At 40.6% G+C, this 11,717-nt stretch carries 11 protein-coding genes and 3 pseudogenes; 2 read left to right on the forward strand and 12 right to left on the reverse strand.

The genetic code is table 11. The features are described 5' to 3' along the window. Window positions 1–30: 30 nt before the first annotated feature. The 4 genes from sufU to sufC are packed head-to-tail and all read right to left on the reverse strand — an operon-like array spanning window position 31 to window position 3,773. Window positions 31–453 carry a Fe-S cluster assembly sulfur transfer protein SufU gene (sufU, locus tag JO375_RS20365; RefSeq protein WP_229526178.1) on the reverse strand — a complete coding sequence of 141 codons (423 nt, stop codon included), beginning with the start codon at window positions 451–453 and terminating at the stop codon, window positions 31–33. Beyond that, the gene (locus JO375_RS20370) at window positions 440–1,666 is read right to left on the reverse strand and encodes a cysteine desulfurase (RefSeq protein ID WP_229526179.1); all 1,227 of its coding nucleotides are present in this window, start codon (window positions 1,664–1,666) and stop codon (window positions 440–442) included. The genes sufU and JO375_RS20370 overlap by 14 nt, the downstream gene beginning before the upstream one ends. Then, a complete protein-coding gene (sufD, locus tag JO375_RS20375) occupies window positions 1,663–2,967 on the reverse strand; it encodes a Fe-S cluster assembly protein SufD (protein ID WP_229526180.1) in 1,305 nt (434 codons plus the stop codon). Before sufD ends, JO375_RS20370 begins: the two co-directional genes overlap by 4 nt. A gap of 23 nt (window positions 2,968–2,990) precedes the next feature. Then, window positions 2,991–3,773: a Fe-S cluster assembly ATPase SufC gene (gene sufC, locus JO375_RS20380; RefSeq protein ID WP_229526181.1), complete on the reverse strand. Its 783-nt coding sequence runs from the start codon at window positions 3,771–3,773 to the stop codon at window positions 2,991–2,993. 283 nt (window positions 3,774–4,056) lie between these two features. Here sufC and JO375_RS20385 point away from each other — a divergent pair. Then, window positions 4,057–4,456 (forward strand): annotated as a pseudogene (locus JO375_RS20385) (hypothetical protein); the annotation flags it as partial. Window positions 4,457–4,611: 155 nt separating this feature from the next. Here JO375_RS20385 and JO375_RS20390 read toward each other — a convergent pair. The 7 genes and pseudogenes from JO375_RS20390 to JO375_RS20420 all read right to left on the reverse strand — a co-directional run. Beyond that, window positions 4,612–4,818: pseudogene (locus tag JO375_RS20390) on the reverse strand (YunC family protein); the annotation flags it as partial. A gap of 69 nt (window positions 4,819–4,887) precedes the next feature. Continuing rightward, window positions 4,888–6,015 (reverse strand): site-specific integrase, encoded by a 1,128-nt coding sequence (locus tag JO375_RS20395; protein WP_229526182.1) that lies wholly within the window; start codon window positions 6,013–6,015, stop codon window positions 4,888–4,890. Window positions 6,016–6,113: 98 nt separating this feature from the next. Next, a complete protein-coding gene (locus JO375_RS20400; protein WP_229526888.1) occupies window positions 6,114–6,299 on the reverse strand; it encodes a helix-turn-helix domain-containing protein in 186 nt (61 codons plus the stop codon). Between the two features lie 538 nt (window positions 6,300–6,837). Beyond that, window positions 6,838–7,371: a hypothetical protein gene (locus JO375_RS20405; protein ID WP_229526183.1), complete on the reverse strand. Its 534-nt coding sequence runs from the start codon at window positions 7,369–7,371 to the stop codon at window positions 6,838–6,840. Between the two features lie 791 nt (window positions 7,372–8,162). Then, on the reverse strand, window positions 8,163–8,360 hold the full coding sequence (locus JO375_RS20410; protein WP_229526184.1) for a hypothetical protein: 198 nt from the start codon (window positions 8,358–8,360) through the stop codon (window positions 8,163–8,165). A 44-nt stretch (window positions 8,361–8,404) separates the two neighbouring features. Further along, window positions 8,405–8,926, reverse strand: a complete 522-nt coding sequence (locus JO375_RS20415; RefSeq protein ID WP_229526185.1) for a hypothetical protein — start codon at window positions 8,924–8,926, stop codon at window positions 8,405–8,407. A gap of 157 nt (window positions 8,927–9,083) precedes the next feature. Beyond that, window positions 9,084–9,659, reverse strand: coding sequence for a hypothetical protein (locus JO375_RS20420; RefSeq protein WP_229526186.1), 576 nt, complete (start codon window positions 9,657–9,659; stop codon window positions 9,084–9,086). Window positions 9,660–10,169: 510 nt separating this feature from the next. On the opposite strand from JO375_RS20420, the gene JO375_RS20425 reads away from it, so the two are divergent. Then, window positions 10,170–10,517, forward strand: a complete 348-nt coding sequence (locus JO375_RS20425) for a hypothetical protein (protein ID WP_229526187.1) — start codon at window positions 10,170–10,172, stop codon at window positions 10,515–10,517. A gap of 364 nt (window positions 10,518–10,881) precedes the next feature. Here the strand turns inward: JO375_RS20425 and JO375_RS20430 are convergent. Beyond that, a pseudogene (locus JO375_RS20430) lies at window positions 10,882–11,717 on the reverse strand (transcriptional regulator); the annotation flags it as partial.

Below are 11,717 nucleotides of genomic sequence, written 5' to 3' on the forward strand. Positions count from 1 at the left end.
TTTCTCAAACCTCCTCTATTTCTAGTTAAATTATTTATCTTCGCCGATCCCTTTACGCAGCGCATTCCAGGCCAGTGTCGCACATTTAATGCGGGCCGGGAACTTATTAACGCCGGACAAAGCTTCCAGCTCTTCATAATCGTCAAAATCAACAGCTTCCCCCTGCATCAGAGAAGAAAAGCGGCTTGCCATATCAAGCGCCTGCTCAATTGTTTTTCCTTTGACGGCCTCCGTCATCATGGAAGCAGACGACATACTGATCGAGCAGCCTTCGCCTGTAAAACGGGCATCTTCAACCACGCCGTCTTTCGTTTTAAGCTGAAGGGAAATCCGGTCACCACACGTCGGATTGTTTAGATCCACCGTAACCGTATCATCCTCAAAACGTCCGCGATTCCGCGGATTTTTATAATGATCCATAATCACACGCCGGTACAAGTCATCCAGTTGCATCGCCAAAATACTCCTTTGTTTGGATTAAGGCGCTGATCAAAGCGTCGACTTCTTCTTCAGTGTTATAAAGGTAAAAACTCGCTCGTGCCGTGGCACTGGCCTTTAGCCAGCGCATTAACGGCTGACAGCAATGATGCCCTGCACGTACCGCTACCCCTTTGCTGTCCAATACGGTAGCCACATCATGCGGATGCACATCACCCAGATTGAACGTTACAAGTCCCACATGACGGTCAGCAGGCCCGTAAATCGTTAAGCCTTCCACTTCGCGAAGACGTTTGAGAGCATAACTGACCAGACGGCTTTCATGCTGTGCTATGGCGTCCAGACCGATGCCTTCGAGAAAATCAATGGCCGCACCCAAGCCGACAGCTCCGGCAATAATCGGAGTCCCACCTTCGAACTTCCAAGGCAGCTCCTTCCATGTGGATTCATACAATCCCACATCGTCGATCATTTCCCCGCCGAACTCAATGGGCTCCATCTTTTCCAGCAGTGCCTTCTTGCCGTACAATACTCCGATACCTGTAGGAGCACACATTTTATGACCAGAAAAAGCATAGAAATCAGCATCGATATCTTGCACGTCTACTTTCATATGTGGCGCGCTTTGTGCGCCGTCGATGACGATAATTGCGCCTTTGCGATGTGCGATCGCAGCAATTTCTTTAACCGGATTCACAACGCCAAGCACATTGGAGACATGTGCAATAGCCACTATTTTCGTCTTTTCCGTGATGGTATTCTCCACGTCCGCAAGATCAACGCTACCGTCCTCTTGGAGCGGAATGTATTTTAAAGTTGCGCCTGTGGCTTTGGCTACCTGCTGCCACGGAATCAGATTGCTGTGATGCTCCATCGGTGTGATCACAATTTCATCATCCGCTTGGCAGTTGGCTCTTCCATAGGAAGAAGCCACCAGATTCAGCGCCGTTGTTGTTCCTCGCGTGAAAATAATTTCCTGACTGCGCTTTGCATTCAGAAAACGGGCTACCTTTTCACGTGCACCTTCATAAGCATCCGTAGCCCGGCTGCCCAGCGTATGCACACCGCGGTGAACATTCGAATTGTCGTATTCGTAGTAGTGCTTGACGGCCTCGATGACTGCCAGCGGTTTCTGCGAAGTGGCCGCATTATCCAAATAAACCAGCGGATGACCGTTAATCTCCTGATGTAAAATCGGGAATTGCTCACGAATCAATGCAGTATTCATTGGCCTAACTTCCTTTCAACAAGGCTTTGCAGCTGTTGTTGAAGTCCTTCAAGCGGAATTTCAGATACGACTGGTGCCAGGAAGCCATAGATGATCAGACGTTCGGCTTCCGCACGGCTAATCCCGCGGGACATCAAGTAGTACACTTGTTCACGATTAACCTGACCGACCGAAGCTGCATGACCTGCCGTTACATCATCTTCATCAATAAGCAGGATCGGGTTAGCGTCGCCACGTGCTTTTGGACTAAGCATCAGAACACGTTCAGTTTGCTGACCGTCTGCTTTCGTAGCACCTTTTTCAATTTTTGTAATACCGTTAATAATAGAAGATGCTTCCTCGCGCATGACTGCACGTGTAATCATCTGACTGGCGGAATTTTTACCAAAATGCTGGGCCTGTGTCGTATAGTTCAGCTTTTGTGAGCCGGAGCCTACGGCAATGACCTTGGCGTCCGAGTTGGAGCCGTTGCCTTTCAGCACGGACATGGTGTTGCTCGCTGTGTTGCCGTTGTTCATTTCGCCTACAATCCACTCGATGACTGCGTCATTTCCCAGCGAGGCACGGCGGATTGAAATATCCGTTACTTGCTCTCCTAACTGGTGCACCGTCGCATAGCGAACTTTGGCTCCTGCATTGGCAATGACTTCTACTGCACCGTTATGAATAACAGGTGCCGACAAATCTGCAGAGACATAGTTGTCGACGTAAGTTACAGAGCTGTGGTTTTCGGCAATGAGCAACACGTGCGGCGCAAACGTCGCTGTCGCATCATCTGTCAGGAAAACAGCCTGAAGCGGCACATTCAGTTCCACGTTTTTCGGCACGTACGCAAATACTCCACCGTTCCAGAGTGCTGCATGTAGTGCAGACAATGAATTTTCATCAGCCTTCACAACCGTATTCAGATGGGCTTTAACCAGGTCGCCATGTTCCTTAACTGCTGTTTGCAAATCTGTGAAAATGACACCTTGCGCTGCCAATTCCTCGTTCAGCTTTACGTATACCGCGCCAGAGTTGCGCTGGATAATCAGACCGCCCTCCTGCTGTTCTTTAACCAGCTCAGCGATTGCTGCGGGAACCTCTCCCAGGGAAACAACGGGCTCACTGTTTTTATATTGACCGTAATCATGCAAATTCCAACGGTCGATTTTGGTTTTCTCAAATACCGGAAGCTCCAGTTTGCCTGCAAGCTCAAGTGCTTTTTGTCTGTCATCGGCCAGCCAGGTTGGTTCACCGTTGCGTTCAGACAGAACACGCAGTTGCTCGGAATCTACCGGAAGGATTGTTTGTGTACTCATCAGTTTTCCTCCTCGCTTCCGGCTTACGCCTCTTGTCCTACAGTTTCATCAACAATACCCAGCTCTTCCTTGATCCAGTCGTAACCGTCCGCTTCCAGACGCTCAGCAAGCTCAGGACCACCGGATTTAACGATACGTCCTTGCATCATGACATGTACAAAATCTGGTTTAATGTAGTTCAACAGACGTTGATAGTGAGTGATCACGAGGAAGCCGCGGTCTTCAGAACGCATAGCGTTCACGCCGTTAGCCACGATTCTCAAAGCATCGATATCAAGACCGGAGTCGATTTCGTCAAGAATGACAATTTTCGGATCAAGCATCATCATTTGCAGAATTTCATTCCGTTTTTTCTCACCGCCGGAAAAACCTTCGTTCAGGTAACGATGGGCAAATTCAGGATTCATTTCGAGGTCCTTCATTTTGCCTTCCATTTGACGGATAAACTTGATCAGGGAAATCTCTTGCCCTTCTTCACGGCGTGCATTGATTGCACTGCGCAAAAAGTCGGAGTTTGTCACCCCGGCAATTTCACTCGGATATTGCATCGCCAAGAACAATCCTGCGCGTGCGCGCTCATCCACTTCCATGTCCAGCACGTCTTCTCCATCCAAAGTTACTTTGCCATCTGTGACTTCATATTTAGGATGACCCATCAAAGCGGAGGCCAATGTACTTTTACCTGTTCCGTTAGGACCCATGATGGCATGGATTTCTCCACCCTTCATGTCGAGGTTGATCCCCTTCAAAATTTCCTTGCCTTCAATGGTCGCTTTGAGACCTTCAATCTTAAAGTTTGTAGCCATATTCGGAATGCCCTCCAAAATTTGTAGTGTGGTGTCGAAATCAGAAAGTATATTTAGACAGGGGAGCCCCCTGATTTCAAGCCAAGCGATACTTAAAATTTTATTTATAATCATTCTAAACTGATTCTCAATGATTCTCAAGTTATTTTATAATAAATATCTTTATGGGTGCAACCAATAGACACACATTAGATGCTTTTCTTCATAAAATGTTCATTCTGCCAGGCACACAAATGGCCAATCCATCCTTCAGAGAACTTATCGCTGAAGCTAGCGGAGATCGGTCGAAGCCTGGAATGCCGGGCTGGAGTGTTGAAGCCATAGCCATTCAGGCAGAGGATGAGGAGGTATGCCGCCAGATCGGCATTCATGCTTTACCTCTATTCAAGGACAGAATGGGCGTGCTCACTCATTGCAATGCAGGCGGTATTCCTTTTTATGTAGCTTCGCCACTATCTACAATTGATTTACAGACCACATCAGGCGCAGATATTTCAATTGAGAAGCGTTCTGCCGAGGAGGTTACTGAAAGCTTTGGCAAAAGAACAGCCCCGCAGGGTATCAAAGTCTACAACCCGGCTTTTGATATTACCCCTCATGAGTATATTACAGCCATTATTACCGAAAAAGGAATGGTTCAAGCTCCGTTTAACGATAGCTTGACCGCTTTGTTCGCGGATTAATCCGATCAATTTCTCACAGATCATGCAGCTCGTGTAAGGTTTGAACCGATTATCAATAAAGTGTATTTTCTCATAGAAAAACCGGAGCCAAGAGCCCCGGTTTTTTCGCTGGTTGTTCCTTTTCTTGTGTGCAGCATACGTACCTCCAACATCGTTTACACCAGTTTCAAAAGTGCTTCGTATCCCGGCATCCCTGGCTTAATCCCCAGCAACTTGGCCTCTGTCGTCACCGATTCCATCGGCGCTTCCAGCAATTCCTCCAGTGTTTTTACCCCCACAGCTCGTGCGGCAAGAATTTTCCGATCTGCCAGCCGTTCATTGAGCAATCCGACGTCCAGTGCACCACACATGATGTGAACCCTCAAAAAAGCCTTTTATATCAACAGTTTCTAAGCAACAACTCATTTGAGGTCACAAAAAGGTCACAAGAATCACAACATGATCATCTGCTCAAGCTCATCAGCTACCTCTTGTTGCATACTAGGAAGTACATGACTGTACGTATCCAGCGTGACAGATATCTTACTGTGACCTAATCTCTCTGAAATCACTTTGACATTCATTTTCTTTTCCAACAGCATCGTCGCATGGGTATGTCTCATATCATGGAAACGGATATGCGGAAGCTTGGCACTTATAACATCCTTTTTATAAGCCTTGGACAAATTAGCAGGGAACACTGTTTTACCATTTTTTAAATTGAAAATAACAATATCCATATCGACAAAACCGTCTCCAAACTCTCTTTTCCACTTCACTTTGTAAGCTTCATATAGCCTACACTGTTCTTCAAGAATCCCAATCAGTTGATTAGGTATAGATATTTTACGTTCCCCGGTGGTGGTTTTAGCTCCAGATTTGATCCGAGTTCCATAATGAGCAAGCGTTTGTCTGATGGTAATTGTCTTTGATTCAAAATCAATATCCTGCCATCTTAACCCTAAAATCTCCCCTTGCCGCATTCCTGCTAATAAAGCGAGTCCATAAACACAATGATAACGATCTTCTTTGGTACTTTGGAGAAAATGATTCACTTGCTCCAGCGTCCAAATAGACATTTCTTTTTTTATTCGCTTGGGGAGTGTCACTTTTCGCATGGGATTTTCTTTAATGAAGCCATATTCAATCGCCTTATCAAATACTTTTTTGACCATCGTTGTAATGCGATCTATTGTATTCCTCGCAAAATTCTTCTTGTGCAACTCATTCACGAAATTTTGACATTTCAATAAATCAAAATTTTGCAACTTTATTTTCCCGAATTTAGGCTTAATATGATTTTTGAAATACAACTTGTTATTGTAAAGCGTTGTTTCGCCACATTCATGTATCCGGATGTTATCCAGCCAGTAATCCATAAACTCATTGAGTGTAGTGTTATCTTTCCTGATATATTCTTTATTCTTCACATCATTCTGAAGCTCAATCATCTTATTATTTGCTTCACGTTTTGTCTTAAAGCCTTTTCTGCGGATTTGTCGTCTCTTCCCCGTTTCATCATAATAACCAAAAACAAAATCCCATTTTTTCGTCTTCTCATTAACAAAAGGTTCTGCCATTCAAAACTCCCTTCTTGTGACAATAAGAAAGGAGGTCAAGCATGTGACTAAAAGTAATCATACCACATGAAGCCTCCTCGTAACCTACTTGTAATTCGCTATAGACGACCTTTCATCCAGTCTTCGAACACATCTTCATGCACCAGATATCTGGTTCCTAATTTTATGGTGTAAAACTGCTTGGATTTAATTAACTCATATGCCTTATCTCGTCCAATTCCCATCTTACGCATAATCTCCGTCACACCAATCATAACTCTTCCGCTTTCCATCGTTTTAGTCATCACGCTCACCTCAAAATACTCCTATGTATGTTTTAATTTGTCCTATTCCATTCCTTATTTAACTGCTTCATTAATCTTGCCACATTGTTTCTCAACTTCTTATGTATAGACTCTAGCTTGTCTTCTTAGCTTCCAAATTTATAGTCCTTCCCTCTTGTGCTAATCGAAACCATATACGCCCTAGAACAACATTTACGCCTGTGTGAAGCCACTCTATGTTCATGCTCACTCTGCTGGTCACTCTTTAAATACAACAACTGATTGTAAAATGCCAATTTTATAAACTATCCGTTGAAAACTAACCAGAGGAATCCATACATTAAAGCGATTATTCCTATAATACCGAACAAGCAAAAAAGTAAAAGCATAAGAACAAATTTTTTACCTTCCATAATAACCACCTCATTAAAGAATATAAAACAGGTATAAGAAGTCAGCTACAATCCAATCAACTTTACATAATAAAGATACTATAGATTGTTGTATCCAAACATGCTAACCAATCAAGCGCACGCATCCCCCCTATTATCTCTTAGAATTAATGAACTAATTGACTTTGTTCGCATTCAACTGGGAATTTGATATCAGTTAACTTTACCACTATTTCTATCAATTTATTCACAATATTGGCGTCATGATCATCTCGATTTTTATATGAATTATTTATGATTGAAAGGTACGGATAGAGCGCTCTCCCCCTAACATTCATACCATCAATTTTGTACAGTTCAAAATCCACTTTTTCTTGTTGATATGCCTGTTCATAATGACCTAATACGTTACTACCATATTCCCGCATCAGATTCTGCTCCAACATGCTCATAAACTTCTCTGTACAATCAGGTAAAGGAACTTGAACATCTTCTGGCTCAGTTTCATCTGAGTTTTCACGGATATATTTCCAAACTTCATATGTACGATCTTCATAGATAAGCATCGACCAAAGCATATCATAAAATCCTCTGACTTCTTCGTTCGTTAATGAATAGGACTCTGTAATGTCTCTATACTCCTGTTGTTTAAAGTAGTTTACTGAACTAAAATTCATTTTGCTATCATTCAAATTTTTCATTGCTATTTTCTCCTCGTATATGTATTGGTGTAACTCTGAGCTATTTTTGCGGCTCCTACTTTAAGTTTATGACAAAGGTTGCAAATCGTTAAGGTGAGTTATACTTTTTATTTTCTGTGCCTTCACACTGTAATTAGACAAATATCTAATAACTTAATTCAAACAATCTTTTTGCTACTTCTGCAACGGTAACGATTAGAAAACTCCCCTCATCGGGTCGTGTTCTAACATTTACCCCACAGCATACGCTGCGTTGTTAACTCATACACTTTAAACCTTATCCAACGTATCAGATAATCCATGTTCAAACTATATATACGTGTATGGTTATGCAACTCGGTTAAACCGATCTGCACATCTCCCCAATCTCGTCAAGTTTGATCGAAATATAGGCGAAAAAGGCATGTTCTTGACTATAACTCACAAAAATAAATGTGCAAAAAACATAGATAAACATTGAGTTTTTTATCAATCTCGTCAAATTTCTATATATTATATATAAGGAGATTGGATATCTTTAATTAGTATATCCTCGTATGAGGAGAGACAAGGTATTGGAAATGTTTTCTCCAATATCCTTCTCTCGCATAAGTAGTTGAAAGATCATAATCTAATGATGCAGCGGTAATCAATCCGAATCTGTTTTGTGTTTATGTACGTTTGGACGAGAATTAAATCTTTGTTAAAGTGTCTTGCAAAATTAGTGGTGGAAATATTGAATTGCTTGGCTATATCTTTCTTTAGGTATGTTCCCGGTGGCTGACTAAGTAACCAATCCATGATCCTTTCTGTCATTGTTGCTTCTGTGTAGATAGTTCTACATCACCGATTAATTTATGCTTGCTCACGAAATCATCTACAACTAATTGAATTGGTTTAGCTATCTTGATATGTTTCAATTGCTTGGTTACTCCGCTAAAAACCTCTTCTTCATTTGTCACTATATATATTTCTGCTTGAGGTCTAGGATTACGTTGTATCCGTTTCACTGTCTGATACATATCGGATACGATTGTGGATTGCCTAATTTGCTCTAGGTCAGGATTCTTGAAAGATTTAGTTTTCCCATTCTTACGCCTAATCCAATTCTCCAATCATGCTTATCTGTATACTGGCATAAATGTATGACATGGGACTCAAAACGCGAATTAGGCGTACCAACCAAGTAACAACAATCAAATTCGCGCCATGTGTTCTTACCTATCAAATTTCCATACCAGTTAACACTGATAGATTCATCATTATATTCGTCTCCCACAGCAATATCAGTGAATCCAACTTTTCTGAGTTGACGAATAAAGCCCCCTTCATCACCGTTATCAGATAACACGAACTCCTTATGCAACACAATGAGATACCGCTTCCCTAGTTTAAAATTACGCTTAATGAAATTTGTCATTTTCTCAAAATAGCCATTCTCATTAGTTTCAGTGTTCAGCTTCTTATTGATGCTGGTTTTGCTGGTGTTAAATGTAATGTGCGTTATCGTTGAGCCTGAATGGTCTATAATCCTTGACTGCTTATCCAAAACAAATTGGATATTTCCATTTTTCACATTATATAAATGGTCAATCTGTCCGTTAGCGTCTAGTATTATGTTGTTGGCTAGACAAAAAAGTCTGTGCATTTTGTTATATGTACTGAGTGAATAATAGTTGTAATAGCATGTATTTTGATAAAATAATTCTAGTTTTTGTACAACGCCTTTGAGATTATTTATAAGCTGCTAAACCTTTGTCACGGATAATCTCTTCCTTATTTTTGTTTATGACATTACACAACTCATAGACAGGCTCCAAGCTGTTTATTTTGGGATGATACCTTATAATTCCTCTGCTTGAGAGCTTTTTCCCTTCAGTCGTCTTCATTCGTTCACATTCATTAATCTGATTAAGCAAACCACTGACTGCATCATACAACAAGGGATGAAGAGTATGCGGTAAAATAGAAAACAAAGTATCATACTCAGACCTACTGAAACTGACAATATCGAAGTCGATACGTTCATCTATAATCTGTGTGTGTCTGCCCTCTGTGAACCATCGTCTTAATTCATTGTCTTCACACAGCATTTTATAGCGTGAATGCGTAATAATGAGAACATCCGAGTCACGTACAACCTCAAGATTCTGTCTATAATAACTCCAATTCTCAGAGGTTATCCCTATAACATGTTGACCTTTACCTATAATTTTTGCGTTACTGTCTCCAAATCCTTGGTACAACCTGTCTACATTTTTACCTATGTACTGAGTAGAATCTTCAACGTCCTTAGCAAACCGCTTCACTAATAGAAATTTCCTGTATGGCTTCCCACACTAATAATAAGTGTTTGTTTCTGAATTGGCCCAACAGAATATCCAGTAATTTTGTTACTTCCAAGTGCATATTCTGACTTAACATAAACACGATGATCCCCAGCTTGAGGTGTTATCACAGAATTTTTCTCAACGAGCTTTGGATCAACAAATTCAACGCGCGCATTTGGATTACCTTGTGTTTCAAATCTGGTAATTGCAGATGTTGGAACGTCTTGAATAGTGGACTCTGCAATTTCTAAGGTTGTGTTTTGAATGGAATTACCTGAATTTTCCTCTGCAAAAGACTATGGAGCAAAGACGGCTAGAGCAGTTGATAAGATAAAATTACTGCGGTAAGTTTCTTCAAAATCATCATCCTTTTTTCCTTTTTTTAGTACACTATATATATACTGCATAATAATTCTATTTCCTTCTTATTATAGCAACAAAAATATAAAAATGTTATAGTATGGATAGAATTACTAAGAAGTGAGACAAATGAATAAAGATTCCAAAATAATCGTACCCTCAATAATACTTGGTGTTTCTTTTATATTGGGAAGCTATATTAACGCACATTTTAGTTCGAACGGAAAAATTCTTAGCCCTCAGATATCACAAACTTCTTCAAGCGATAGTGTTTTAAACAAAGAAGAAGCAGCAGCATATCTAAAAATTACTGTGACACAACTAGACAATATTATAAAAAGAGATACTGAACAAAAAAAGAAACTATCGGTTTATGACACTTATCAATTTATCCCTTACGCTGACCTAAATGGTCAAATAGTGTTTTCAAAAGATAACTTAAATAAATGGTTAGATTTCATCACACAAAAAGAATAATGTACTCTCCATATTTAAAATGATTTATTAGGGACTAACATTCATCTCATAGATGTCAATTTGTATACTTTACTTACTTCACCTTTATTCACCACTCAAAACGCTTGTTCCTAGCTTGAGTAAAATTATTTGACTCTTGCACTTTCAAAAGTGTGTTGATTACTTCCATATATATAATAATGCACTCCTAAATTTTATTGGTTGAACTTGTTGGTTCTCTCCAATAACCCATTTTAGGAGTGCATTATTTCAAATCCTTTTTCATTTAAATTTTGTTACATTGGTTCATGCCCCACCAATTGTTTCCTGAAGCTGGATTCTCTGGTTATGCGAATGAACGGGTACAGTCAAGATAAACAAAAAGCTACTCGCAACGATTAACAGTGCCATTTTTTTCAACATTCTCCAACCACACCTTTTCAATAAAATTGTAAAATTCCGCTTGGGTTTCAGGGATAGCGTAAGCTCGGAAATGTACGAATAATCCCAAACAGTTTTTAAAGCAAGTCACATTATTTAGTGTATTCGAGCTTTTCGTTGCATAGATTAAATATTTAAAGCCATCACTATGCATCCCTCGATTCAAATAATAATAAGCTAACTCATAACCAAAACGTGCATACTGGTCTGGCACAACTTGTTGGGTATACATATCATTAGATTCTGGTAATTGAGCACATTCTTCAAATTGTAAGAGTACATCATCCACATATATCTGATATTGGTTTGCCGCCATTACTATATTCATCAACTTAGCTACCATTTCCTTTTCCGACGACTTATCAGGTGAAGTTCGAATATAATCCACGTAATCAGGAAGTACACTTATATCTCCTGACAACAGCTTATATACATAAGTATTGCCTTCAGCCCAATTTTGAAATAAGTCGATCCAATGTTTAGCATCTGCGTCAGTCTCTTTGACCCAATCTAAATTAGCATAGGCGTATGTATATTGTAGCGCTTGTTGATAATCGCCTTGGGCTTCACATACACTTGCACACAGTAAATCGGCATAAGTGATGTACACAAACATAGGACGACTTAGCTTTTTTGAGGACTCATCACCCTCTCGACTCTTCTGTTGATGTTTCATCGAATATTGAACTTTCGCTTTAGCTCTCATTTTCTTCGCCATTTCATCAACCTTGTCCCAATTACGCAAAGACCTGTACACGTTTGCCAAATCCTTCAAAGCGT

The sequence above is a fragment of the Paenibacillus farraposensis genome, from assembly GCF_020736845.1.
Taxonomy (GTDB): domain Bacteria; phylum Bacillota; class Bacilli; order Paenibacillales; family Paenibacillaceae; genus Paenibacillus; species Paenibacillus farraposensis.

Excerpts from the sequence above, each read along its gene's own strand:
- sufU (WP_229526178.1), bottom strand. The coding sequence starts at position 453 with ATGCAACTGGATGACTTGTACCGGCGTGTGATTATGGATCATTATAAA.
- JO375_RS20370 (WP_229526179.1), bottom strand. The coding sequence starts at position 1,666 with ATGAATACTGCATTGATTCGTGAGCAATTCCCGATTTTACATCAGGAG.
- JO375_RS20425 (WP_229526187.1), top strand. The coding sequence starts at position 10,170 with ATGAATAAAGATTCCAAAATAATCGTACCCTCAATAATACTTGGTGTT.
- JO375_RS20405 (WP_229526183.1), bottom strand. The coding sequence starts at position 7,371 with ATGAAAAATTTGAATGATAGCAAAATGAATTTTAGTTCAGTAAACTAC.
- JO375_RS20400 (WP_229526888.1), bottom strand. The coding sequence starts at position 6,299 with ATGACTAAAACGATGGAAAGCGGAAGAGTTATGATTGGTGTGACGGAG.
- JO375_RS20395 (WP_229526182.1), bottom strand. The coding sequence starts at position 6,015 with ATGGCAGAACCTTTTGTTAATGAGAAGACGAAAAAATGGGATTTTGTT.
- sufD (WP_229526180.1), bottom strand. The coding sequence starts at position 2,967 with ATGAGTACACAAACAATCCTTCCGGTAGATTCCGAGCAACTGCGTGTT.
- sufC (WP_229526181.1), bottom strand. The coding sequence starts at position 3,773 with ATGGCTACAAACTTTAAGATTGAAGGTCTCAAAGCGACCATTGAAGGC.